A 24,767-nucleotide genomic window follows, 5' to 3' on the forward strand; every position below is an offset into this window, starting at 1 on the left:
CAATTAGCGGAATTTGGCTGCAAAAGGCAAGCCCTTCGCGGCGTCTATCATCGTGACAGCAATGTCAGTGCCGTCATCGACTGCAGCAACGTGCGCGTCGTTCCGCCAAAAATCATCTGCCAAAGCCGTGAATGCGTGTAGGCACCCATGACCAGAAGATCGATGCTGCTGTCGGAAAGCCTGTTCTCGATGACGGTGGCGGCGTGCTTGTCGGTGCTGGTCGCGGTGGACAGCGTTACCCTGACGCCGTGGCGCGCGAGCGTTGCGGCGATATCGGCTCCGGCGACTGCCGCCGACTGCAGGGCATTGTCGACCGGATCGACGGATAGAACCTCTACTTCATCGGCGGCCTTGAGGAAGGGCAGGGCATCGAACGCAGCGCGCGCCGCTTCCTTCGAGCCGTTCCAGGCAATGAGAACGCGCTTGATCGGCTTGGGTTGGCGTATGATGAACGGGATCATCAGCACCGGCCTACCGCTTTCCAGCAGAAAGCTGTCCACGTCGACATGACTGTCTGACGGCTTTGAAGGATCCGCCTGTGAGGCGATGATGAGATCGGCGCTGTGAGCGCTTTCGATAAGCGGCCCGATTCCATATCCGGTGGAGGAGGCGTAGCTGCGCCATTCGAAGGACACGCCCGTCGATTGCGCCTTCTGCTGCACGATGCGTTCGATGTTGACCGTTTCGGCGTGCGCCATGTCCTGGAGAGCCTGCACAGCCACCGGATCGGGGATCTCCATAGGCGCGACTAGCGGCACGACAGCCACCGTTTCGGCGTGCAAACCTATGACATGCGCGTTGTTTTCTGCCGCGATCGCAAAGGCGAAATCGGCAACGGCTGTGCAATTGTCGGCCGTATCGAGAATGGCAAGGATCGTTTTGTAGGACATCAGGTTCTCCTGCGCGAAAAGGTCTTTGTGCAATCAATGCGTCTTGAAGGTGATCGTTTCCTTGACTTAAATCATGTGGGGCCGATCGGCTGTAAATCTACGCCTCGGCCGAATGGTTTTCTTGAATTTCCTTCGCTTTCTGGATCGCGTCGATCATTGCCCGGACGTCGGCGCCCGCAGCGTCGATGACATCCTGTGCACGGCCGCGAACGACGATCTCTGTCGAAAACTTCTGGCCGACATAGCGCGGATAGGACCCGATGCTGGTCTCGGGATGGGCTTTCTGAATTGCCGCGAGCGGCGTGCCGATGTCGCCTTCGCCGAAGGGGCAGGATATGGCGAGAGACAGAACCGGCGTTCCTGTTCGCAAGGTGGGGATAACCGCGTCGACCATAGCCTGAAAGACCTGTGGCACGCCTGCCATGACATGGACATTGCCGATGACAAAGCCCGGCGCGGTGGAAACCGGATTGGGAATGTGGTGGGCTCCGACGGGCATCCGCGCCATGCGCTTGCGTGCCTCGGTAAACTCCAGTTCGCGGCGCTTGTACATGTCACCGAGCAGTGCCATCGCCTTGTCGTCGTAGTCGCAGGCGACGCCGAATGCCTTCGAAACCGCGTCAGCCGTGATGTCGTCATGCGTCGGTCCGATCCCGCCCGACGTAAAGACATAATCGTACTTCGCGCGGAGCGCGTTGAGCGCCTCGACGATTGCATCCTCCTCGTCGCCGACGATACGGACCTCTTTCAGGTCGATTCCCGCCAGAAGCAGCATATCCGCCAGGTGGCCAATATTCTTGTCCTTGGTGCGGCCGGAAAGGAGCTCATCGCCGATGGCGAGCATGGCGGCCGTTACAATTTCCTGTGTCATGAAAAGGTCTCGTATTCGATGCGTTGTTATGAACTTATAGCAAATAGGCGGTACAGGAAGCCTTTGTGTTTTTTCGCGAAAATGTGAATGCAAGCCTGATGTCGTCCACTATGATTGAACACTGAGTTTCCCCGCCTGTGGCTGGCGGTCCAAGGAGGGCCGCGTTAGCTATTGCCTCGAACGCAGCAAGGCGTTGTGAGGCATCGTCTATGATCCAACAGTTTATCAAACGGGTACTTTTCGGCGCGCCTGATCCGGCGCCGTCGGTACCGCCAAAGAAGGAAATTGCGAAAATGGCTAAGGTTCTGGTTCTTTACTATTCGTCCTACGGTCACATCGAGACGATGGCCTATGCGGTTGCCGAAGGTGCGAAGTCCGCTGGCGCTGATGTCACCGTCAAGCGCGTGCCCGAACTCGTTCCCGAAGAAGTCGCCAAGGCATCCCATTTCAAGATGGACCAGGCCGCTCCGGTCGCGACGCCGGACGAACTTGCCGACTATGACGCGATCATCGTTGGCGCCGGCACCCGCTTCGGCACCGTCGCTTCGCAGATGCGCAATTTCTGGGACCAGACGGGCGGCCTGTGGTTCAACGGCAAGCTCGTCGGCAAGGTCGGCTCGGCCTTCACGTCCTCGGCCACGCAGCATGGCGGCCAGGAATCCACCATCCTCGGCTTCATCCCGACCTTCCTGCATCAGGGCATGGTCGTCGTCGGTCTGCCCTACGCCTTCCAGGGGCAGATGGGAACGGAAGAAGTAAAGGGCGGCTCGCCCTACGGCGCGTCCACGATCACGAACGGCGACGGTTCCCGCCAGCCCTCCGCTATCGAGCTGGAAGCAGCAAAATATCAGGGCGCACACGTCGCGAAGATCGCGGCAAAGCTCGCCTAACAGCGACCCTGTTCACAATGGAAAGCGCGTCCAACATCGGGCGCGCTTTTTTATGAAGTGCAAGAAAGCTGATAGGCCTTGGCGCTATCCATACAACTCATGCAGTTTTGCGGTGTATAAGAGAAGTGTCGCGCCGACGACCGCTGCGGCAATCAGAAATGTCGTGCCTGCTCGAAATAGCTTCAGGCGCCGTGTCCGAGCGCCATCCCAATCGTAAACCATCGCCTTACTCCCACAAGACAAGCTTACAAACTACACGCTATCGCCGCATTTCCCTCGCGGGCGCATAGAAACACATTCTAACGTAGTGATAAAGCGTCTTGTGATGGAGGCCGATCCGGCGGGTGTTTCGGATCGATTGCAGCGCATGGATTTGGATCCTGGTGCGGGCGGCGGGGATCGAACCCGCACAGCCAAAGGCCGAGAGATTTTAAGTCTCTTGCGTCTACCAGTTTCGCCACGCCCGCGTGGCCTTCTCCTTCAACGACTAACGCGATTCAGTCAAGTGTGTCGGAGGCAAGCACCGGCCGGCGTGTGCGGCCTTCTGCGACGTCAGGGCGAAATCTGTTGAAGAGGCATCCTGCCATAACGCCGAAGGACGCGCCGACAGCCTTGACCGCGGCATCATGCAGACGCGCATGACGGGTCGGCGACAAATACTGCATATACTCGATAGCCACTGCACCGACGATAAGGAGCAGCGCGATGCGCATCCAATGCTTGGGATAGGCGACAGCGAAAACCAGGCCCACCAGAAGGTAAGCCAGCGCGCGGTCGATATTGACCGTTGTTATCGTGTGCGGTCGCAACCCGATCGGCGAAACGGTAACGAAAATTATCCCGCCCAACAGGCACCAGGCGATTGGTTTGACAAATTTGTTGATGATCATCACACCTATATTATCGATCTCGAAATATGAGTGCAGTGCACAATTTCGTTATCACGCGCTCTTTTTCGGGCTTGCTTTATGACTTCTGCCATAGAAGTCAATTCAAGCGGAAAATGGGCTTCTTTCGCTGTTATCCCTGTGCCATAGCGGGGGCCGAAACAGCAAGGGATCGGAACCGTGACCACACAGGATGTCGAACGCGCCGAAGAAGCAATGCGGAGCCTCTTTCCGGCAACGCCGCTGCAGCTCAACGAGCACCTTTCTTCCAGATACGGTGCGGAGATTTGGCTGAAGCGCGAGGATCTTTCGCCCGTTCGCTCCTACAAGATCCGCGGTGCCTTCAATTTCTTCCGCAAGGCGCTTGTGACAGGCGCTGCCGATAAGACGTTCGTGTGCGCCTCCGCCGGCAATCACGCCCAGGGGTTTGCCTTCGTTTGCCGTCATTTCGGTGTTCCCGGTGTCGTCTTCATGCCGGTGACGACTCCGCAGCAGAAGATCGACAAGACCCGGATTTTCGGCGGGGAGTTCATCACGATCAAGCTGACCGGCGACTTCTTCGATCAGTGCTACAAGGCCGCGCGAGATCACGTCGAAGCGATCGACGGCGTCATGGTGCCGCCGTTCGACCATATCGACATCATCGAAGGGCAGGCGACGGTTGCGGCCGAGATCATGCAGCAATTGCCCGATGGCACCGTGCCCGACCTCGTCGTCATGCCCGTCGGCGGTGGTGGTCTCGCTGCTGGTGTCAGCGGCTATCTAAAGGACATCGTTCCGAGGGACGGCTTTATCTTCACGGAACCTGCCGGTGCTCCCAGCCTCACGCGGAGCATCGAAGCCGGGCAGGTCGTGACGCTGCCAAAAGTCGACAATTTCGTCGACGGTGCGGCCGTCGGCCGGATCGGAGATCTGAACTTCGAAGCCCTGAAAGGCTTCTCGCCCAAACAGGTTCTTCTCATGCCGGAGAATGCCATCTGCGTGACGATCAGCGAAATGCTGAACGTCGAGGGCGTCGTGCTGGAGCCCGCCGGCGCGTTGTCGCTGACCGCCGTGGCTTCGATGGATCCGGACGCGATCCGGGGCAAAAGAATTGTCGCGATCGTCTCCGGCGGCAATTTCGACTTCGAGCGGCTGCCTGATGTGAAAGAGCGCGCGATGCGCTACGCTGGCCTCAAGAAATACTTCATCCTGCGCATGCCGCAGCGGCCGGGCGCATTGCGCGACTTCCTCAATCTCCTGGGGCCGGACGACGATATCGCTCGTTTCGAATACCTGAAAAAGACGGCCCGCAACTTTGGTTCGGTCCTCATCGGCATCGAGACCAAGGCGCCGGAGAACTTTGCCCAGCTTGTGGCCAATTTCGAAAACGCGGCGATCGGCTTCGAAGACATCACGGAAAACGAGATCCTGGCGAACCTGATTATTTAACTTTTCCGTTGCCGGACAGCATGATAAAGGCGGGACATGGCTTCTATATTTTCCAGTATTTTTTCCATGTTTTCCGGTGGCGCGAAATCGACGGGTGGTGGCGCTGCGGCCGCAACCTCCGAGCCGCAGCTCTATGGTGATTGCACCATTTATGCCGAGCCGCAGAAGGAAGGCGGGCAGTATCGCCTCGCTGGACGCATCGAGAAAACGGTCGGAGAAGAGTTGCTCGTGCGCAATTTCATTCGCGCAGACATGTTCTCATCGTCCGACGACGCCATTGAGTGCACGGTGCGCAAGGCCCAGCAGATCATCGATCAGAACGGCCCGTCGCTGTTCAGCGATGGTGCAAAGGTGCGACAGGTCTGATCGGTTTCGCCGTGAATCGATCACTGACAAGTGCCGCACGCGTTTTGCTCATCCATTTTTAAAGTATTGAAGCGAATGATATCGCCTGCAGGTTTTGCAGGATCTTTTTTGTGTTTAAGCCCGTTGAAATTCCGACTTTATTTCGTTCCGTCGATCGGCTGGTTGCAAACGATTGCCTTGAGTTGAGCCCGGCGCTTCGCCGGTTCCGACCGAACGCCGGTGGCCGGACCGACCTATGGAAAACGTAAATCTCTTCCTCTTTGTCGTCGAGGCCGTTGGCTATTTCACGCTGATGGTGACGCTGCTGCATTTCCGATACCGCCTGGGCCTGGGTATGTTCCTGACAGCGCTCGGCGTCATGCATTTCATGGAAACGTACCTCGCGGCTGTCTTCTATGTGCCGCTTCCGTTCGGAACGGTATCGCCTGGCTCATCCGTCTTTTTCGCCGGAAAGCTCATGATGATCCTGATGCTTTATCTGCAGGAGGACGCGGCGATCGTACGCCAGCCGATCTACGGACTGTTCATCGGCAACCTGTTGACGGTCGGCGTTGCATGGCTGCTGCAATTGCACGCGCTGGGTCAGGTATCTGCAGGTCAGGGCGCGAACTTCGAGTTCCTGAAGGAAATGGGCGGCCTGATGCTGTGGGGCACAGCGCTTCTCTATCTCGACTCGATCGGGATCATCCTGCTCTACGAACGCCTCGGGCGTCATCTCAGGCATAAGGTTGTCCTGCGCTTCATGCTTTGCGGATTTGCGCTTCTGACATTCGACCAGATCGGCTTTTTTGGCGCGGTTCACTATTTCTTCGATGTGCCGGCCGCTGCATTCTGGGGCGGATGGAAGGCGAAGATGTTTTCCGTCTGCCTCTATACGGCGATGTTTGCGATTTACGAGCATGGGATCCGCCGCAACTCGGTGCTTGCGTTCAATTCCCGACCGATCGGTGACATCTTTGGCGATCTGACATTCCGCGAGCGTTACAACGACCTCCTGAGCCGCACCGGTCGGGATGTCCTCACTGGTCTTTACGATCGCACACGGCTGGAACTTGAAGCGCCTGCCATGATCAAGGAAGCGCTGCGACAGGGGCAGGACGTCACGGTCATGATCCTCGACGCGGACCACTTCAAGGATGTCAACGACCAGTTCGGGCATCTTCAGGGGGATGAGGTGCTGAAGGCCATTGCTGCGCGCCTGGGCAGCATCCTGCGTGTCAACGATCGCATGTTCCGTTTTGGTGGCGAGGAGTTCGTGGCGATCTGCCCGGCCACCGATCACGGCGAGGGACTTCGCCTTGCTGAACGGCTGCGGTGGACGATCGCAAACAGCGTCAGCACGCCGGACGGGCGGCAGGTCACGGTAAGCGTTGGCGTTGCTACGGCCGCCGCTGACGGCGCAAGCTTCACGAGCGTGCTCTCGGCCGCCGACGAGCGCCTCTATCTAGCAAAGCGCAGCGGAAGAAACTGCGTTGTCGGCCGCGCCGGTCTCGACCAGACAGGTTGAGAATTCAAACCGGCAAAAGAAAAGGCGGCCGGCAAGACCGACCGCCTGAACCTATCAGGAATAGTGTGCCTTAAGCGGCCAGCGCGATTTCTTCAGCGCGTGCCTTGGCGGCGCCGATAGCCTTCTCGGCAGCTTCAGGACCGAATGCCAGGCCTTCGACATAGATGGTTTCGACGTCGGTGATGCCAAGGAAGCCGAGAACCGACTTCAGGTACGGAACAGCGTGGTTCATGCCTGCAGCCGGACCCTGCGAATAGACGCCGCCGGATGCCAGGACGACATAAACCTTCTTGCCGGTGGCCAGGCCAACCGGGCCGCTTTCGGTGTACTGGAAGGTACGGCCGGCACGGGCGACGTTGTCGATCCAGGTCTTCAGCGAAGAATAGATGTTGAAGTTGATGAGGCCGGTGCCGATAACGATCGTGTCTGCAGCGAGCAGTTCGTCGACCAGCTCATCGGAGGTCTTCACGGCTTCGGCTTCCTGCGCGGTGCGCTGGTCGGCCGGCTTGCGGATGGCTGCGGTGAAGAGATCGTCGATGTGCGGCAGGGGCTTGGCAGCCAGGTCGCGGCGCACGACAACGGTGCCGGCGCGCTGGGTCTGGAGCTTGCTTGCGAGGTCGGCGGCGATGGTCGTGGACAGAGACTCGGCGCGCGGGCTGGAGGTCAGAAGCAGAATGGAAGACATGATTGATATTCCTCTCGTCTTGGCTTCGGGGCCCGCTTGGGAGTCGTCGGACACCGGTTCGAGAGGAGAAATATGTCTGGCGGCCTATCTAAAAAACTGGGATAATGTCGATCAAGATTATCGATGGATTGGATGGGTATGCTTCCGAACCCCACATTGGACCAGCTGCAGGTATTTCTGACCGTTGCCGAGACAGGCAGCTTCTCGGCGGCCTCGCGTGCGCTGAATCGTGCGCAGTCCGTGGTTAGCTACACGATCGCCAATCTCGAGGCGCAGCTTGAAATGCCGCTCTTCGAGCGTTCCGGAGCCCGCCAGCCGAAGCTGACCGAAGCCGGGAAGGCAATGCTCGAGGATGCTCGCCGGCTTTTGACCGACCTGCAGGTCATGCGCGCTCGCGTGAAGAGCTTGAAGGAAGGATTGGAAGCGGAAGTATCCGTCGCGATCAGCGTCATGGTGCCATCGAGAGCCATCGTGGACGTGCTGCGCGAATTTCGAGAACGTTTCCCGACGGTATCCCTCAACCTGAACGCCGGTGAGCTCGGCATGGTCATGGATGCCGTCCTGACGGGCAAGGCGTCGATCGGAATCGGCGGCGCGGTGCTGAAGCAGGATGATTCGATCACAATCGAACGGATCGGCCATTCCTTCATGATGCCAGTGGCGGCAAGCACGCATCCGCTGGCGAATATCGGCAGGCCGCTGACACTCGCCGACGTACGCGAGGAAGTGCAGCTTGTTGTCACCGATGCGTCCGGCCTGACGAAGGGCAGGGATTTCAATGTGCTGTCCTACAAGACATGGCGTGTCAGCGACATTGCCAGCAAGCATGCATTGATCCGCGGCGGCCTTGGCTGGGGAGGTTTGCCTGCTTCGATCATCCGCGACGACCTGATGAGCGGCGCCCTCGTGCATCTCGATCTGCAAGCCTATGAGCAGGGTGAATACCCGATCTACGCGATGCGAAGGGTGGCAAGCCCGCCAGGGCCGGCCGCGACCTGGATGATCGATGCGTTTCGGACGCGCCTTACCGCATGTCCGAGCCACGCGGATTTCCACGCTGCGTTGAGCGAGATTCGTTCGCCGGATGTGCCTCTGGCCGCGGAATGAGGCGGGGCGCGTTAGCCCCGCCGCTTCCCTTAAAGGACCAGCCTGAACTTTGCGAAGCCATCGGCGCCGTCGCCGGCATCTTCGATGTTGGCACCCTTGACCTCTGCGATGAACTGTCTGGCCTTCGGGCCGCTTTGGAACGTCGCGGTCGTGCCCGCGAGCGGTTTGAAAATCCAGTTTCCGTCTGCTGACGGGTTGATCGTGCCTTGGTCGTGGATGTAGCGCACGATGACATCGCGATTGGTATCCGGTGCCTGGAAGACCACCCTATCGGCCGCGATATCGGGGAATTTGCCACCGCCGCCGGCACGATAGTTGTTTGTCACCACGACGAACTTCTGCTTCGGATCGATCGGCCTTCCGGCGAATTGCAGGCTCTGGATTCGGTTTGAGGCCGGATTGATTGCCTTCCCGTCGTTATCGTATTTGCGCGGCTGGGAAAGGTCGATCTCGTACGTCACACCGTCGATGACGTCGAAATTGTAGGACGGAAAATCGGCGTTCAGCAGCTCGGCATCCTTGCTGCCGGCGGCGATCTGGTTGAACATCCCGGCCGACATTTCGAGCCAGTTATGAACCTGTTCGCCGGTAATCACGACGGCCTGAACGGTGTTGGGATAGAGGTAGATATCGGCGACGTTCTTGATGGCGATGTCACCGGCTGGAACATCCGTGTAGTAGTCGGCTCCTCCGCGCCCGCCTGCCTTGAAGGGGGCTGCCGCCGATAGGACCGGCAGATCCTTGAATTCGGTATCCGCCAGCATCTGCTTGATATACCAGGTCTGTGCCTGCGAGACGATCTGAACGGACGGATCGTCCGCGACCAGCGCGAAATACGAATAGAGCGGCGCCGACGTCTTGCCGACGGGCGTGCGGACATAGGCAAGGGTTGCCTCGTGCTCTGCCTTGGCGGCTTCGATGATGCCTTTCTGATCGGCGACGTTTGCAATGACCTTCTTGCTGTCGTCACGATGGTAGATCGGACGAGCTTCCGAGGTAAAGTCGACGATCTTCCAGCTCTTGCCGTCTTTCTCCAGCAGCAGGTCGATCAGGCCGAGGTGCGATCCCCAGAAACCGGCCATGACCGCCGGCTTTCCGTGCAGCGTGCCTTTGACGGGATCCGCGTTCTGGATGCCGTCCCAGGTCTTCGGGCCGGGGAAGACGAGATGCTGGTGCCCGGTAAAGATCGCGTCGATGCCGTCGACTGCCGCGAGGTGAAGAGACGCATTTTCCATCTTCTCGGAGAGCGCCGACCCGTCGATGCCGGAATGCGAGAGCGCCACGACGATGTCGGCGCCTTCCTCTTTCATGGCCGGCACCCATGCTTTAGCCGCTTCGACGATATCGCGTGTCTGTGCCTTGCCTTCCAGGTTTTTGATGTCCCACAACATGATCTGCGGCGGCACGAAGCCGATGAAGCCGATCTTCACGGGGCTCTCGCTACCGCTGCCGTCCTTGATCATCTTCTCGACGATGACGTAGGGCTTGAAGAAGAGGTCGTCCTTCTTCGGATCGGAGGCGACCTGACCCTTGGTCAGGTTGGCGCATACGAAAGGGAAGTTCGCGCCCTTCACGACCTTGAACATGAAGTCCAGGCCGTAATTGAACTCGTGGTTCCCCAAGGTCCCGACCGTATAGTCGAGCGTGTTCATCGCCTTGATCACAGGATGGACGTCGCCATCCTTCATGCCGTGTTGATAGGCCATATAGTCGCCCATCGGGTTGCCCTGCAGCAGGTCGCCGTTGTCGATCAGTAGCGAGTTGCTGGCCTCTGCGCGGATACCATCGATGATCGTGGCCGTTCGCGCCAGGCCCATCGTGTCATTGGGCTTGTCAGCATAATAGTCGTAGGGAAAGACGTTGACGTGAATATCCGTCGTTTCCATCAGCCGCAGGTGCGCCTGGTTTGCACCGGCGCGCGCCGCGAAAGGGTGCAGCAATACGAGAGCCGACGTGGCGGCCATGCCGGTGAGCAGTGAACGTCTGCTCATCGGCGGCAATTCAAAACGAGATGACATGAAAGCTCCTTCGAAAATGACGCGTCGCCCGGCCCGGAGGCGAGACTAGGTACATTTGCGGCGGAGTAAACCCTTAATATGACATGCGTTACCGCATCAGGACCGGTTTGACGTCGCGGTGGAAAAACCGGAAATAGGAGGAAACCTGGGCGCGGGAATTGGAGTTCGGATCGAACTGAATTCCGAGGCGGCCATTGTGGCTCCAGCGGATGATTCCCTGCAGAGCACCGAGGTCGTCGGCGACGATCTGCACGCGGCTCCCCGACGATGCGTGCAGCGGGGATCTTACCTCGAGGGCGATGCCGCTGGTGGACAGATTGACGATGCGCGCGTCCACCTCCTTGTTGAGATAACGTACCTTGCCGAAAATCCGGCAGATCTTTCGTTCCGCCTTGCGCGTTATGATATTGAGGTTGTTCATCAGCTTTGCTCCCCAAACGATACGATGCGGGCATAGTAGCAATGACTGATTGATGTCCCTTTATTTGCTTCCTTAAAATTGCACGGATCGTTGCTGCCGCGCGATCGCCTGCCGGCGCGCGACGACATGCTCCCGCCAGATGGTGAAAATGCTGGACGCGACAACGATCAGCGAGCCGACGATCGTGTTCAGGCTGAGGCTCTCTCCATAGATCGTAACGCCGATCACCGAAGCGTAGACGAGCTGCAGGTAGGTAATCGGCTGAATGGCCGCCGCATCGAGCATGTCATAGGCCCGGATCAGGAAATAGTGGCTCGAGATGCTGGTCATGCAGACCAGAAGCATCCAGATCCAGTCCGATTGCAACATCCACGTCCAGTAGAAGGGCCCGATCAAGGTCATCGCGATGCCGCCCACGACGCCGGTGTAGAAGAAGCTCGTCATCGCCGAATCCTCTCTGCTCACTAGCCTGGTGGCGATCACGTAGAACGCGAAGAGAAAGCAGGAGAAGATCGCCAGCAGCAGCTTGGTATCGAAAATGCCGCCGTCGGGCTTCAGGATCAGCAGAACCCCGATCAGTCCCGCGGCGATTGCCGTCCAGCGTCGCCATCCGACGCGCTCGCCGAGGATCGGCATGGAAAGCAGTGCGATCAGGATCGGTGTCGCCGAGAAGATCGCCTGCGAATGCGCCAGCCCGATGAGAGCGAAGCAACTGACGACGACGACGACGACGACCTGCGCAGCGAGCAGGACGCCTCGCGTAACTTGAAGGAAGGGCCGCTTTGTTCTGGCCGTTGCCCTCAAGCCGCCGCGCATTTTCGAAGCCAGGACGATCGTGAAGAGCGCGAATGCCCAGTAACGCACCATTGTCACGAAGACCGGCGGGTAGGCGCTACCGAGATGCTTCGAGATGCCGTCCTGTATCGAAAATATGGTGATTGCCAGGAGGGCGAAAATGTAGCCGTGCGTCTTCGATTTCATGTTCGGGTCTTATCTTGGCGAAACGCGCGCTGCCATCTGAAATTCAAGGTGCTGCGGCAGCGACATCAAAGCCCGACATTCGGCCGGTCGATGATCTCTCGTAGCGCGAAGCTTGAGTTGATCTTCACGACATGCGGAAGCGCCGATAGCCAGTCGCGGTGAATGCGCTCGTAATCCTCCAGGTCGCGCGCGGCGACGCGAAGGATGTAGTCGTATTCGCCGGACATCAGATAGCAGACGAGGACGTTGGGACACCGCTTCACCGCGGCCTCGAACTCCGAAAGTGTCTTTGCAAACTGCCCGGATAGCGAAATGTGCACGATCGCGATCATCTTGTAGTCGAGTGCCTTGTGCGACACATGCGCATGGTACCCGCGCACCACACCCTGCCGTTCCAGGATATCAAGCCGCCGCGAACAGGCCGATGCCGATAGCCCGACTTTTGCGGCAAGGTCTGAGTTGGTGATGCGCGCATCGGATTGGAGCGTCTTCAGAATCGCAAGATCGATGCTATCCAAGTCTGACATTCGAAGAACTTTCGATTTTCAGGCAGTTTTCGCAACATTCATCGAAAATCTCTCGCTTTGCAATTCCTCTTTGCAAGGACCTTGCACGAGGTTGGTGCTTAGATTTCCCGGTAAACACAATCCGCCCTGCGGAATAATAACGAGAGGAACGCCTATGCGTGTCGGTTGCCCGAAGGAAATCAAGAACCATGAATACCGCGTCGGTCTGACGCCGGCTTCTGTGCGCGAATATATCGCGCATGGCCATGAGGTATGGGTCGAGACAAAAGCGGGAGCAGGGATCGGAGCAGATGATGCAGCCTATGTCGCAGCGGGTGCTAAGATCGCCGCCTCGGCAAAGGATATTTTCGCCAAGTGCGACATGATCGTGAAGGTGAAGGAACCGCAGCCCGTCGAATGGGCTCAGTTGCGTGAAGGTCAGATCCTCTACACCTATCTCCATCTTGCGCCGGATCCGGAGCAAACGAAGGGACTGCTGGCATCCGGTGCGACCGCAGTTGCCTACGAGACGGTTACCGATGAGCGCGGCGGGCTGCCGCTGCTTGCGCCGATGTCGGAAGTTGCCGGTCGCCTTGCAATCCAGGCGGGCGCAACGGCGCTGCAGAAGGCAAATGGCGGCCTCGGCATTCTGCTTGGTGGCGTCCCCGGCGTTCTGCCGGCCAAGGTTGCCGTGATCGGCGGCGGCGTCGTCGGGCTGCATGCTGCAAGAATGGCTGCCGGTCTTGGCGCCGACGTCTGCATTCTAGACAAGTCGCTGCCGCGGCTACGCCAGCTCGACGACATTTTCGCCGGCCGCGTGCACACACGTTACTCCAGCATCCAGGCACTCGAGGACGAGGTGTTCTCGGCCGATCTGGTGATCGGCGCGGTTCTGGTTCCGGGTGCTCAGGCGCCGAAGCTTGTCACGCGCGAGATGCTATCGGGAATGAAGAAGGGCTCTGTTATCGTCGACGTTGCGATCGACCAGGGCGGCTGCTTTGAGACGTCGCACGCGACGACGCATTCCGACCCCACCTACGAGGTCGATGGCGTCGTGCACTACTGCGTCGCCAACATGCCAGGTGCTGTCCCCGTGACATCGGCGCATGCGCTCAACAATGCGACGTTGGTCTATGGCCTTGCGCTCGCAGACCGTGGCCTGCGCGCGATTGCCGAAGACAAGCACCTTAGAAACGGTCTGAACATCCACAAGGGCCGGGTGACGAACAAACCGGTTGCCGAAGCGCTCGGCTACGAGCCGTTCGCCCCGGAAAGCGTCTTGAACGTCGCCTGACTCAGTCCTGCATCTATGTGAGGCCGGTCGCGAAAGCGGCCGGCTTCTGCTCATTTATCGATCCGGCATTGGTAGCAGTTATTGCGAGCCGATCTGACGTGGACGTAGGCAATCTCGGGCCTTCCCAGCAACTGCGCCGCATAGCGCTCGATGTCCGCAACGGGCGTGACCGAACCCGTGCCATAGACGATCCTGTTGTTGGCGCCGTAGCCGCGGACGATGAAGTCGGGGCTGCTGCCCAGGACAGGCGGCATAACTTCTTCGGCGGCATATCGCGCGCACGGACGCTTGTGCATGAAGACCGGGCCGGTCTCGGCATAGGGTTGAAGCTCGGGAAACGGCCTGTATGCGAAGACCAGAAGCTCTTCGGACGCGTCGATGTTCCGCAGGCAGTGGCGGCAGGGATGACCTGGCCCATCGGAGACCATGGTCTCCGGCAGATTGTCGTAAGCGTCGGTCCCGCCGTTCCAGATGTGCTCGGCATCTCTTGATGGCATGGCGGAGAAGTGAATGGTCGACATGGCGGAACTCCTTTTGAGGCCGCCATGGTTCCATTAAAGACTATCGGAAACCACCCGATACTTGCCGCTTCAGCTCTTCTTGAAAAGCTCCAGCAGTTCTTTGTCGCTCAGCGGGCGTACGACGGCACTACCGGTCGAAACCGGCGAAAAGCCGAACATCTGATAGAGCTGGAGGGCACGCGGATGATCGAGATTATTGGTGGTCGTCACCACGCGCTGCGGATTCTGCGACCATATCGCGTAGAGCGCCTGTAGCAGGAACCATTTCCCGATCCCGAGCCCAAGTGCATGCTCGATCAGCCCGAAATGGCTGAGCTCGATCGTGTCGTCATCCCGGGTCACGTACTCGTAGAAGCCTGCCGGCGCCCCGTTGACGTAGAGAACGCAGATCGTGTTGCGCTTGTCGTGCAATACCGCCGCAAGTTCTTCATCGCTCATCCGTAGTCGCTCGACCCACTGCCACCGTGCGCCGACCTGCCGGTAGAGATAGCGGTAGAAGGGAAGCGGCATCGACGGCGCGCGCATGATAGCCGTCTGAATGTTGACAGGTACCGGCAAGCTCGCCTTCGGAGCAGCCGTCATTTCCAGATGGGTGACGTGGGCGTTGAGGGATGCAGGAGGCTTGGCCATGTCGGTCAGGCCTTGGACGGTGTGGGAGGGCCGGTCACGACGGGCGTGTCTTCACGCGAGCCCCATTCGCTCCACGATCCGTCGTAGAGCTTGTTGTCGGTGTGCCCAAGTGATTCCAGCGCCAGGGTGATGATTGCAGCCGTTATCCCGGAGCCGCATGACGTGACCACCGGCTTCGAAAGATCGACGCCGGCGTCTTCGATCGTCTTCTTTAGTTCCGGCAGAGACTTGAAATAGCCCTTGCTGGCAAAGACGCCCGATGGGAGGCTGCGGGCACCCGGCATGTGGCCCGATCGCATGCCGGCACGCGGCTCCGCCTCTGCCGCTGCAAAACGCCCCGCGCTCCGGGCGTCGGCGATCTGCAGGGATCCGTCGGACACGATTGCACGCATCGCATCGATGTGAACGACGCGACCGGCGTCGTAGTGCGGATTAAAGACCTTCGCCGCGTACTGCGGAACGGCGCTTTCGAGCGGTCGGCCTTCGGCCTTCCAGCCGTCCAGACCGCCATCGAGCACGAAGACGTTCTTCGCGCCCATCACGCGAAACAGCCACCAGACGCGCGGCGACGCGAACATGCCGATCCCGTCATAGACCACGATCCGGTCGTTCTCGTCGATACCAAGCTTCCCGACTTCGGCGGCAAACTCCTCGGGCGAGGGGATCGTATGAGGGAGCGGAACGGAATGGTCGGCAATCTTGTCCTGATCAAAGCGGATCGCGCCGGGAATGTGTCCTGCGGCGTATTCCGCATTGGCATCGCGATTGTGAGCCGGCAGATAGAAGGACGCGTCCAGCACCCGCAAATCCGGCTTTCCAAGTTCGGCCTGTAGCCAGTCGGCAGAAACGACGAAACGGCTCTTCTCTTCGCTCATAATCTTTCCTTGTATCAGGCTTCGTCGCCAGGCACACCGAAACGGATGCGGAAGCGGCGGTTCTCCTTGCCCTTCTTCTCGATCTTGGCGATGTGAATCTGCCCGACTTCCTGCGTTTCCGAGACATGTGTGCCGCCGCAGGGCTGACTGTCAATTGCCGAGTCCTCGCCGATGCAGACAAGGCTCACGCGCCCAAGACCGATCGGCGGACGGACATTCTTTGATTTCACGATCCCGGGGTTCGCGGCGAGTTCCTCGTCCGTGATCCATTGCAGGTAGACCGGATGATTCTGGGCGACAAGCTCCATCAGCTTTGCCGTGACTTCTTCCTTGTCGATCGTGTCGGTCATGTCGAAGTCGACGCGGCTCTCGTCTTCGCCGACGGCTGCACCGGTGATCGGGAACGGGCATACTACCGAGAGCAGATGGCAGGCGGTGTGCATGCGCATCAGCTTGTAGCGGCGCGGCCAATCGACATGCAGCACCAGCTTCTCGCCGATATCAGGCGAAGCCTGGCCTTCGGCAGGCACGTGGATGACGATATCCTTGCCGGCCCCGTGTTTCGTTTGGCCGAGCGTTATCTTGCTTCCATCCGCACGTTCCAGAAAGCCGGTATCGCCCGGCTGGCCTCCGGAGGTTGCGTAGAAGCAGGTCTGGTCCAGCTCGATGCCCCCATCCTCATGGATTGCGGTTACCACCGCTTCGCATGTCGAGAGATAGAAATCGTCACGATAGAGGGCATTGACTGGCATGTGGTCTCACGCTGGTTCGTAGGGGATCTTGATATCGGACGTCGATGTCAGCCAGGCAGGCAACGGAAGGCCCTTCGACGTCAGGAAGTCAGGGTTGAAGAGCTTGGACTGGTAGCGGTTGCCGTAGTCGCAGAGGATCGTCACGACCGTATGGCCGGGGCCGAGATCCTTGGCGAGGCGGACCGCGCCGGCAATGTTGATCGCGGTCGAGCCACCGAGGCACAGGCCTTCGTTTTCGACGAGATCGAACACGAAGGGCAAGGCTTCGGCGTCCGAGATGTTATAGGCGAAATCAGGAACGAAACCTTCGAGGTTTGCCGTAATGCGGCCCTGACCGATGCCTTCGGTGATGGAGGAGCCCGACGATTTCAGTTCGCCATTCTTGTAGAACTCATAAAGCGCGGCACCGTCGGGATCCGCGATACCGATCTTGATGTCCTTGTTGAAGCCCTTCAGGCCGGCGGCGACGCCAGCGAGTGTTCCGCCGGAGCCGACAGAGCAGATAAATCCGTCGACCTTGCCTTCGGTATCGTTCCAGATCTCTTTCGCCGTCGTTTCGATATGAGCCTGCCGATTGGCGACGTTGTCGAACTGGTTGGCCCAGATCGCGCCGTTCGGCTCGGTCTTGGCAAGCTGCTCGGCCAGGCGGCCCGAAATCTTCACATAGTTGTTCGGGTTCCTGTAGGGAACCGCCGGAACCTCGACCAGTTCCGCGCCGAGCAGTTTCAGGGCGTCCTTCTTTTCCTGGCTTTGCGTTTCCGGAATCACGATCACCGTTCGGTAGCCGAGCGCCTTCGCGACCAGCGTCAGTCCGATCCCCGTGTTGCCGGCCGTGCCTTCGACGATCACGCCGCCCGGCTTCAGCAGCCCTTTGCGCTCTGCATCGCGAATGATGTAAAGCGCCGCGCGATCCTTGACCGACTGGCCCGGGTTCAGAAACTCCGCCTTGCCGAGGATCGTGCAGCCGGTTGCGTCTGAGGCCCCCTTCAGTTTGATCAGAGGTGTGTTGCCGATAGCTTGAAGAACTGAGGGGTGGACGGTCATGGAATCTGCCTCTTTCAAACGCTTAGTTTAAGAACGGTCTTTTCCCTTCACAAGGCTGGGTTGGCAAGAAATGCTATTCCATGCCTCTGCGTGCCGCGACAAAAATACACCTCCGGGTGCAAGTAAACCCCGAACCGGATGGTACTCTTAACCCACGCTGATCCAGCGATTGACTTTCATCGTATGGACGACGACAAAGCAATCACGAAAGCGGACACGACCGAAAACCGTCATGGTTTCTCAACATATCGACACGGTCGATGCATTGATGGCGCATTATGTAGCCGGCTCCCTCCCGGAGCCGGTGCGCGTACTTGTCGAATGTCATCTGGAGATGAAGTCCGACAACCGCTCGCTGGTCTGGGATCTGGAATGTCTGGCCGGAGAGGCGCTCGAGAACATCGAGCTTGCCGCCATCGATGGTCGCGATGGCCGTTTGTCCAAGATCTTTGCCTCGGCTGCGCCCTTGCCGGCGCCGGCTTTCATGTCCTCGGGCGTGTTTCCTGCTTCGCTGCGCCGCTTCGTCGGCTTCGACGCGGATGGGGTTCCTTGGAAGACCAAGCTTCCCGGCTTCAAGGAGTATTCGATCGATGCCGATGGTTTCGAGTTCAGCCTGATGTGGATCAGGCCGGGCCGATCGCTTCCGGCCCACACCCACAAGGGCATGGAGTTGACGCTCGTCCTCGATGGCGCTTTCTCCGATGGCCGGGCGCGTTTCGGCCCAGGCGATATTTCAGTGGCGGACGAAACCGTCGATCATCGTCCGGTTGCCGAAAAAGACCGTCCCTGCATCGCGCTTTCGGTGCTCGACGCGCCGATCAAGCTGACGGGATCGTTCCGACAGATGCTGGGCGATCTGATCGGCTGAAAGCAGCCACAATAGCGTGATAGGAGCATGTCCCCGGGAGGTTGCGAGGAACTTCCGGATGAATTTCGACGTTGATGCGAAAGCCGGAGGAATTGCGCCATGCACGATTTTATTGCCCACCCTGAACACGGAATTGTCTGGATATCGGGCGCAAGCTCCGGCATCGGGCGGGCGCTGGCTTTGCAGTTGGCGGCAGAGGGGTACAGGGTTGCAGTGACAGCCCGCGACCATGAAAAGCTTGCTGAACTGCAGGCACAGGCGAACGGCCTCGCAGGTAGCATCGTTGTTCTCGACGGCGACGTTACCGATCCTGAGGACATGGAGCATGTGCTTGCTTCCATCGAATACGAGCACGGCACGCTTGCGCTGGCGATCTTCAATGCAGGCGTCTATCTGCCGGTCCACGCTGAGGAATTGAAGCGTGACGATTTCGAGCAAAGCTTTGCCGTAAATGTCCAGGGCGTTGTCAATTGCCTGATCCCGGCCGTTCGGCACATGAAGGCGAAGGGGCAGGGACAGATCGCGATCGTTTCGTCGGTCACTGGATATGGAGGCCTGCCAACCAGTGCCGCCTACGGAGCGACGAAGGCCGCCCTTATCAACATGGCCGAAAGCCTGAAATTCGATCTGGACAAGATGGGAATCCGTATTCAGGTCGTGACACCGGGTTTCGTGGATACGCCAGCGACCCGCAAGAACGAGTTTCCGATGCCGTCGCTGATATCGGCGGAAGAGGCTGCCGCGGAAATCTCCGCCGGACTGAAGTCCAAGCGATTTGAAATTACTTTCCCGAAGCGCTTTACCTATACGCTCAAGCTTCTGAAGCTGGTGCCTTACGGCCTGTACTTCCGGCTGATCAATCGTTCGACAGGCTGGCGGGACCGCCCGCTTGCCGGTGGTCGCCGGTCGGTGACGCCGCACCCTGCCGAATAGTTGGCGGCTGCTCGCCATTGACGAGGCAGGTGGCGGAATGGACAGGAGGTCAGCTGCCCGATCTGTCCGCCACCCACTCTCGTCAGCTCCGCGAAAAGACGACCTGGCGGACGTCTATGTTTCGGGCGCGGAAGCCGGCTTCGCAATAGAACAAGTAGAATTCCCAGAGCCGTTTGAACCGCTCGTCGAAGCCCATCGGGCGAATACGTTCCCAAACGGACCAGAACCGCTCGCGCCACTCAGCGAGCGTGCGGGCGTAGTCTAACCCGAAACCGAAGTCCCTGACCAGTGACAAGTTCACTTTCTTTCCCAGATCCGCGAGATGATCACGCGTCGGCAGCATGCCGCCCGGGAACACGTATCTCTGGATGAAATCGGGATTGCTGCGGTATTCGTCGAAGGCTTCCGGCCGAATGGTTATGATCTGTAGTCCGGCCTTGCCGCCGGGTTTTAAGCACTGTCGCAGTTTCGAGAAATATGCTGGCCAGTACTTCTCTCCGACGGCTTCAAACATCTCGATCGAAACGATGCTGTCGTATTGCCCTGTTTCGTCACGGTAGTCCTGCAACCGGAATTCGGCGCGATCGGCAAGACCGGCCTTCTGGATGCGTTGTTGCGCAAAGGCCAGTTGTTCCTTGCTGATCGTCAATCCGGTGACGCGGCAATCGAGCTGGCTTGCGGCGAATTCAGCGAAACCGCCCCAGCCGCATCCGATCTCGAGTACATGGTCGCCCGGCCTGATCCCGGTTGCTTCGGCCAAGGCACGGTATTTAGCGTGCTGGGCCGATTGTAGGTCGTTGGCACCCGTCGAATAGAGCGCCGACGAATAGGTCATCGTCGGGTCGAGCCATTGGCTATAGAAATCGTTGCCGAGATCGTAGTGTGCGGCGATGTTTCGGCGCGAGCCGGCACGCGTGTTGGCGTTCATCCAATGCCTGACTCGCTCGACAAGGCGCATGACGCTGCCCTGACCGCCGGCATAGGTTTTGGCGGCATCGGCGTTTACGAGGAACAGCTCGAGGAAAGCAGCGATATCAGGACTGTCCCAGTCACCGTCCATATAGGTCTCGGCCACCCCGATCGTGCCTGTGGCGAGCGACCGATAGGCGATGTTCCAGTTTTTCAAGCGAAGCAATGCCTCGGGGCCCGGAGAAATCCCCTGGGCAAGAACGGTTCGCCCATCTGGAAATACGATCGTCAGAGATCCGCTCTGCATCCCGAGCAAGGCGCGCAGGACCAGGCGCACGCGCCAGGGCAGGTTCTTGGCGAGGGCGGCAATATTCTCCTTGCTCAGAAGCGTGGCGGACGTTCCGCCGACGGTTCCCGAATTCGTCATGGTCTGTTCCTCCGGCGTCGCTGCCGGTTAAGGACGATATTGTTCTTGATGTTCCACCCCCCGGCGATTGTCTCTGACGCTATCGCACGTTGTCCAAAAACGAAAATCGTTTCTTCAAGCAGGGTCGGGTTCCCTTTCATCGCGTCCTCACTCCGCTGCATCCGGTATCTGCTCTGATTGAACGACACTATGAGGCGGCGGAGGGGGTGGACGGCGAATATATCGCGCGCCCTTCAGCCAGAGCTTCAGGGCTTCCCAGTGGATTCCGGCCATGATCTTGACGGTGAGGAAGGGCAGCCTGAGCAGAAGGCTAGCGAGTGCGGCTGTCGTTAGCGATACCTGCTGCCCAGCGAAGGTCGCGGCGAGCAATGGTCCGTCCTTGTCTGTCTCGAGGATACGCCAGCGAAGTTCTCTCCCGGGCGGCAACATCCGGAAATGATAGCGCATCTCCATTACGATGAATGGCGAGACGTGGAAGAGCTTGTCGCACGCTTGCCGAATGCCTGCTTCGGATGCCTGCCCGTGATCGACGGGACAAACATAGCTGTGACGCTCGCCGAAGGTGTTGCGCACCTCGTAGATCAGCGCGCTGACCTGCCCAGCGCCGTCATAGGCGTAATAAACCGATAGCGGATTGAAGACGTAACCGAATATTCGCGGGTAGCAGACAAGGATGATGCGACTGGCTCGGATGCCCGCATGCGCAAGCAACTCGTCCGCATGAGCGCGCGTCGTTTGGTTATCGGAATGATCGCATTCGTGGAACGAGACGAGGTTCGGTCTGTTCACCGAAAACAGGACGGAGCCGCGGTTTGCCTCGTCGAGCCGATCGAGATCGATCGCCAACGAGAACACGCGGTAACGAAAACGGTGGCCGAAGGGCTTCATCCGCTGATGCATGACGTCGCCAACATAGAGGGTGGCCGCCGCCTCGGGCGGAGAGCCGTTCGCGGTCATGCCGACACCTTGTCTCCGGCCTCGCTTCGTCATGCTGCTTTATCCGCATCTTGCCTGATCGACCGATGTTGTCGCCAGGGCAGATTGGCGCCGAGCGCTTCCGCGGCGGCAAGGCCCGATACGAGGCCGTCTTCATGGAACCCGTAGCCGATCCAGGCGCCGACAAAATAGCTGTTGCTCTGCCCCTGGATTGCCCTGAGGGCGTTCTGTGCCGCAACGCTCTCGGCGGAAAACTGCGGATGCTCGTAGGAGAACTCGGCGAAGACCTTGCTTGCGTCAGGCTCGCGGTCGGGATTGAGTGTCACGAACAGCGGAAAGCGATTGTCGATCCCCTGCAGCCTGTTCATCCAATAGGTCACGGCAACGGCGGCATTGCCATTGGCATGGCTGGAGCGAAGGTAGTTCCACGAAGCCCAGACCTTGCGCCGGTTCGGCATGAGCCGCTCGTCCCGATGAAGAACGACGCGATTGGGCTGGTAGGGGACGGCTGCCAGAATTTTCGCTTCCTGGCCCGTGGGCTGTGCCAGCATTCTAAGCGTCTGGTCGCTATGCGTGGCGAAGATCACCTTGTCGAAACGCGACTCGGTCCCGGCATCGTCGATGACAATCACGCCCGTCTCGTCACGGATGACGCTTCTCACGCCGCGCCCGGTCTTTACGCGATCGCCGAGAGGCCGCAGCAGCTTGTCGAGATAATTGCGGCTGCCGCCGGTCACCGTTCGCCATTGATGCTGCCGTGAGTAGATCAGCCGATGATTGTCGAAGAAATTCACGAAGTGTTCGGCTGGAAACTGCAGCATCTTGGTGGCCGGGGTCGACCAGATCGCCGCGGCCATCGGCACCAGGTAGTTGTTGGTGAACCCCGGCGAAAAGCCGCGCCAATCGAGATAGTCGCCGATCGAGCGGGTGGCGAGGTGCCCGGCATCGCGATCCCGCAGGCACGTGCGGTTGAAGCGGAGAATTTCCCGGATCATCAGGAGAAAGGACGGACTGAGCAGATTGCGCGTCTGAGCGAATACAGAGGAAAGGCCGCCCCCGGCCCATTCAAGCTTTCCGTGGTCGAGGGACAGCGAAAAGCTCATGTCGCTCGCATGTGTCGCGACACCCAGTTCCCGGAACAGCGCTGTCAGATTGGGATAGTTCGGCTCGTTATAGACGATGAAGCCGGTATCGACGGGAATCTGGACGCCGTCATAGTCGACATCGACCGTTGCCGTATGTCCGCCAGTCCGCTCTGCCTTTTCGTAGAGCGTGACGTCGTGCAGTGAATTGAGGGCCCATGCTGCCGAGGCACCTGAGATACCGGAACCGATGATCGCCACTTTCAACTTGCGCAGGGGCTGCGGAAAATGCGCGTTCATGCTGCATCCTTTACGGCGCTGTATGCTTTCAGGGCCTTGTCACGGGCGGCAGCATGGTCGACGATGGGTTTAGGGTAGGTGTTGCCGAGCTCGATACCGGCCTTCTCAAGCACGCCAGCCGGGGCTTCGAACGGGCGATGGATGTACTTGTCCCCGAGAGCCGCGATTTCCGGAACGAACTCACGAACGTAGTCGCCGTCAGGGTCGAATTTCTCCCCCTGAAGCACCGGGTTGAAAACGCGAAAAAATGGGGAAGCGTCGGCACCCGACCCGGCAACCCACTGCCAGCTCGCGGCATTGCTTGCAGGATCGGCGTCGACGAGGGTGTCTCGGAACCACTTCTCACCGCGGCGCCAGTCGATCAACAGGTCCTTGATGAGGAACGAAGCGACCACCATTCGCACTCGATTGTGCATGAAGCCGTGGCGCCAGAGCTGGCGCATGCCGGCATCGACGATCGGATATCCGGTCATACCGGTGGTCCAGGCATGGAAATGCGCGCTCCCGTTATGCCACTCGAAGCCATCGAACCGATCGTTCCAGTTCTCGTACGGCAATTTCGGAAAGTGATAGAGCAGGTGGTAGGAAAACTCGCGCCAGGCCAGCTCCTTGCGGAAATGGACGATGTCGGCGACCGGAAGACGGGTTCCTCGTGTTTCTTCCCAGATCCTTGCCGGGGAGATCAGCCCCAGTGTCAAGTAGGGAGACAGCATCGACGTCGATGGCTTGGCCGGAAAATCCCGATCCGTCTTGTACCCCTTCAGGCCGTCATCGATGAAATCTTGAAGGCGTTCCCGGGCAGCATCCTCGCCTGGGTGCCATATATCGGCAAACTCCCGCGCCCAGTTCGGCTTGGTCGGCAGCAGGTTCCAGGATGAAAGCTCTTCACCCGTGCCTGAAACGGAAGCGAACTGGATCTTGGTTGGCGCATCGATCGGGCGAGGCGGCTCGCCTGCGCGCTCCAGTGCCCGCCAGAAGGGCGTGTAAACCCGATACGGCGTTCCGCTGCCGGTGAGAAGCCTGGAAGGTTCATGGAGCAGCTGCCCCGCAAAGCTCCGCGCCTCTACGCCTCGCTCTTGCAGGTCTAGCTTCAATCGCTCGTCAATGGCGATGCCGGGTGGATCATAGCGGCGATTCCAGACGACAGTATCTGCAAGGCTTGCCGATAACAGGTCCGACAGAACGTCGATTGCCCGTCCGCTTGCAAGGTGAAGCTGCCCGCCGAGCGCCTTCAGCGATTTGTTCAGTTCGTCGAGGGAGTGATGCAGCCACCATTCCTGCGCTGCACCGAGCGCTGATGTGCCATCCGAGGCGGGTTCGCGGATATAGAGGGCAATGACCGGTTTGCCGCTGCTGCAGGCCGCCTGCAGCGCGTGGTTGTCATCGAGGCGCAAATCCTTGCGAAACCATACGATGATCGGTTTTTTCCCGTTATCCGCCAATGCCCGTTCCCCGTCATGCTGCTTCTTGTCTGATACGAAGGTACGATGCGCGTGGATCAAAAGTTTCAGTTGTATGGGCAGCCGGAAACGAACGTCGCCGCAGGCACAAAAGGTTTCAAGTGGACTCTTGGAGGAGGCAGATCACTCGAACGGAGGAGCGCCGCCGAGCCCGCGATTATAGTAGCATGAACGCA

25 protein-coding genes and 1 tRNA gene are annotated in these 24,767 nt (G+C 59.2%); 8 read left to right on the forward strand and 18 right to left on the reverse strand.

Features of this window, described 5'->3' with window-relative positions:
* Nucleotides 1-47 precede the first annotated feature (47 nt).
* On the reverse strand, nt 48-890 hold the full coding sequence (locus tag FZ934_RS05275; protein ID WP_153270205.1) for a universal stress protein: 843 nt from the start codon (nt 888-890) through the stop codon (nt 48-50).
* 97 nt (nt 891-987) lie between these two features.
* The gene (locus tag FZ934_RS05280) at nt 988-1,761 is read right to left on the reverse strand and encodes a competence/damage-inducible protein A (protein ID WP_153270206.1); all 774 of its coding nucleotides are present in this window, start codon (nt 1,759-1,761) and stop codon (nt 988-990) included.
* A gap of 293 nt (nt 1,762-2,054) precedes the next feature.
* Between FZ934_RS05280 and wrbA the strand changes: the two genes are divergently transcribed.
* Nucleotides 2,055-2,651, forward strand: a complete 597-nt coding sequence (gene wrbA / locus FZ934_RS05285; protein ID WP_153270207.1) for an NAD(P)H:quinone oxidoreductase type IV — start codon at nt 2,055-2,057, stop codon at nt 2,649-2,651.
* Between the two features lie 381 nt (nt 2,652-3,032).
* Here wrbA and FZ934_RS05290 read toward each other — a convergent pair.
* A tRNA-Leu gene (locus tag FZ934_RS05290) sits at nt 3,033-3,118 on the reverse strand.
* 30 nt (nt 3,119-3,148) lie between these two features.
* Nucleotides 3,149-3,541, reverse strand: coding sequence for a VanZ family protein (locus FZ934_RS05295; RefSeq protein WP_153270208.1), 393 nt, complete (start codon nt 3,539-3,541; stop codon nt 3,149-3,151).
* A gap of 177 nt (nt 3,542-3,718) precedes the next feature.
* On the opposite strand from FZ934_RS05295, the gene ilvA reads away from it, so the two are divergent.
* The 3 genes from ilvA to FZ934_RS05310 all read left to right on the forward strand — a co-directional run bounded on the left by ilvA (nt 3,719) and on the right by FZ934_RS05310 (nt 6,842).
* Nucleotides 3,719-4,969 (forward strand): threonine ammonia-lyase, encoded by a 1,251-nt coding sequence (gene ilvA / locus FZ934_RS05300; RefSeq protein WP_153270209.1) that lies wholly within the window; start codon nt 3,719-3,721, stop codon nt 4,967-4,969.
* 36 nt (nt 4,970-5,005) lie between these two features.
* Nucleotides 5,006-5,335, forward strand: a complete 330-nt coding sequence (locus FZ934_RS05305; RefSeq protein WP_153270210.1) for an HlyU family transcriptional regulator — start codon at nt 5,006-5,008, stop codon at nt 5,333-5,335.
* Between the two features lie 235 nt (nt 5,336-5,570).
* On the forward strand, nt 5,571-6,842 hold the full coding sequence (locus FZ934_RS05310; protein WP_153270211.1) for a GGDEF domain-containing protein: 1,272 nt from the start codon (nt 5,571-5,573) through the stop codon (nt 6,840-6,842).
* 70 nt (nt 6,843-6,912) lie between these two features.
* On the opposite strand, the gene FZ934_RS05315 is transcribed toward FZ934_RS05310, so the two are convergent.
* Nucleotides 6,913-7,527: an FMN-dependent NADH-azoreductase gene (locus FZ934_RS05315; protein WP_153270212.1), complete on the reverse strand. Its 615-nt coding sequence runs from the start codon at nt 7,525-7,527 to the stop codon at nt 6,913-6,915.
* A gap of 138 nt (nt 7,528-7,665) precedes the next feature.
* Between FZ934_RS05315 and FZ934_RS05320 the strand changes: the two genes are divergently transcribed.
* A complete protein-coding gene (locus FZ934_RS05320; protein ID WP_153272369.1) occupies nt 7,666-8,634 on the forward strand; it encodes a LysR family transcriptional regulator in 969 nt (322 codons plus the stop codon).
* Nucleotides 8,635-8,663: 29 nt separating this feature from the next.
* Here the strand turns inward: FZ934_RS05320 and FZ934_RS05325 are convergent, their stop codons facing one another.
* The 4 genes from FZ934_RS05325 to FZ934_RS05340 form a co-directional block, all read right to left on the reverse strand.
* Nucleotides 8,664-10,652: a bifunctional 2',3'-cyclic-nucleotide 2'-phosphodiesterase/3'-nucleotidase gene (locus FZ934_RS05325; RefSeq protein WP_153270213.1), complete on the reverse strand. Its 1,989-nt coding sequence runs from the start codon at nt 10,650-10,652 to the stop codon at nt 8,664-8,666.
* An 88-nt stretch (nt 10,653-10,740) separates the two neighbouring features.
* Nucleotides 10,741-11,073 (reverse strand): PilZ domain-containing protein, encoded by a 333-nt coding sequence (locus FZ934_RS05330; protein WP_246737842.1) that lies wholly within the window; start codon nt 11,071-11,073, stop codon nt 10,741-10,743.
* A 72-nt stretch (nt 11,074-11,145) separates the two neighbouring features.
* Complete coding sequence (locus tag FZ934_RS05335) at nt 11,146-12,054, reverse strand: DMT family transporter (protein WP_153270214.1); 909 nt, start codon at nt 12,052-12,054, stop codon at nt 11,146-11,148.
* A gap of 65 nt (nt 12,055-12,119) precedes the next feature.
* A complete protein-coding gene (locus FZ934_RS05340; RefSeq protein ID WP_056819983.1) occupies nt 12,120-12,581 on the reverse strand; it encodes an Lrp/AsnC family transcriptional regulator in 462 nt (153 codons plus the stop codon).
* A gap of 154 nt (nt 12,582-12,735) precedes the next feature.
* On the opposite strand from FZ934_RS05340, the gene ald reads away from it, so the two are divergent.
* On the forward strand, nt 12,736-13,854 hold the full coding sequence (gene ald / locus FZ934_RS05345; protein ID WP_153270215.1) for an alanine dehydrogenase: 1,119 nt from the start codon (nt 12,736-12,738) through the stop codon (nt 13,852-13,854).
* A gap of 50 nt (nt 13,855-13,904) precedes the next feature.
* Here ald and FZ934_RS05350 read toward each other — a convergent pair whose 3' ends face one another.
* The 5 genes from FZ934_RS05350 to FZ934_RS05370 all read right to left on the reverse strand — a co-directional run bounded on the left by FZ934_RS05350 (nt 13,905) and on the right by FZ934_RS05370 (nt 17,676).
* Nucleotides 13,905-14,375, reverse strand: a complete 471-nt coding sequence (locus FZ934_RS05350; protein WP_153270216.1) for a DUF1203 domain-containing protein — start codon at nt 14,373-14,375, stop codon at nt 13,905-13,907.
* A gap of 69 nt (nt 14,376-14,444) precedes the next feature.
* Nucleotides 14,445-15,005: a GNAT family N-acetyltransferase gene (locus FZ934_RS05355; protein WP_113361640.1), complete on the reverse strand. Its 561-nt coding sequence runs from the start codon at nt 15,003-15,005 to the stop codon at nt 14,445-14,447.
* A 5-nt stretch (nt 15,006-15,010) separates the two neighbouring features.
* Complete coding sequence (sseA, locus tag FZ934_RS05360; RefSeq protein ID WP_153270217.1) at nt 15,011-15,880, reverse strand: 3-mercaptopyruvate sulfurtransferase; 870 nt, start codon at nt 15,878-15,880, stop codon at nt 15,011-15,013.
* A 14-nt stretch (nt 15,881-15,894) separates the two neighbouring features.
* Nucleotides 15,895-16,632 (reverse strand): alanyl-tRNA editing protein, encoded by a 738-nt coding sequence (locus FZ934_RS05365; protein WP_153270218.1) that lies wholly within the window; start codon nt 16,630-16,632, stop codon nt 15,895-15,897.
* Nucleotides 16,633-16,638: 6 nt separating this feature from the next.
* Nucleotides 16,639-17,676 (reverse strand): cysteine synthase A, encoded by a 1,038-nt coding sequence (locus FZ934_RS05370; RefSeq protein ID WP_153270219.1) that lies wholly within the window; start codon nt 17,674-17,676, stop codon nt 16,639-16,641.
* 232 nt (nt 17,677-17,908) lie between these two features.
* Between FZ934_RS05370 and FZ934_RS05375 the strand changes: the two genes are divergently transcribed.
* Both FZ934_RS05375 and FZ934_RS05380 read left to right on the forward strand, forming a co-directional pair.
* Complete coding sequence (locus tag FZ934_RS05375) at nt 17,909-18,544, forward strand: ChrR family anti-sigma-E factor (protein WP_153270220.1); 636 nt, start codon at nt 17,909-17,911, stop codon at nt 18,542-18,544.
* A gap of 99 nt (nt 18,545-18,643) precedes the next feature.
* Entirely contained in the window at nt 18,644-19,477 is an 834-nt protein-coding gene (locus tag FZ934_RS05380; RefSeq protein ID WP_153270221.1) for an SDR family NAD(P)-dependent oxidoreductase, read from the forward strand.
* Between the two features lie 82 nt (nt 19,478-19,559).
* Here FZ934_RS05380 and FZ934_RS05385 read toward each other — a convergent pair whose 3' ends face one another.
* From FZ934_RS05385 to FZ934_RS05400, 4 genes are all read right to left on the reverse strand, one after another.
* Entirely contained in the window at nt 19,560-20,813 is a 1,254-nt protein-coding gene (locus tag FZ934_RS05385) for an SAM-dependent methyltransferase (protein ID WP_153270222.1), read from the reverse strand.
* Nucleotides 20,814-20,960: 147 nt separating this feature from the next.
* A complete protein-coding gene (locus FZ934_RS05390) occupies nt 20,961-21,803 on the reverse strand; it encodes a DUF1365 domain-containing protein (RefSeq protein ID WP_153270223.1) in 843 nt (280 codons plus the stop codon).
* Entirely contained in the window at nt 21,800-23,131 is a 1,332-nt protein-coding gene (locus tag FZ934_RS05395; RefSeq protein ID WP_153270224.1) for an NAD(P)/FAD-dependent oxidoreductase, read from the reverse strand. The genes FZ934_RS05390 and FZ934_RS05395 overlap by 4 nt, the downstream gene beginning before the upstream one ends.
* Nucleotides 23,128-24,573: a cryptochrome/photolyase family protein gene (locus FZ934_RS05400; protein ID WP_153270225.1), complete on the reverse strand. Its 1,446-nt coding sequence runs from the start codon at nt 24,571-24,573 to the stop codon at nt 23,128-23,130. Before FZ934_RS05400 ends, FZ934_RS05395 begins: the two co-directional genes overlap by 4 nt.
* Nucleotides 24,574-24,767 lie beyond the last annotated feature (194 nt).

This window comes from Rhizobium grahamii (genome assembly GCF_009498215.1).
GTDB lineage: Bacteria > Pseudomonadota > Alphaproteobacteria > Rhizobiales > Rhizobiaceae > Rhizobium > Rhizobium grahamii_A.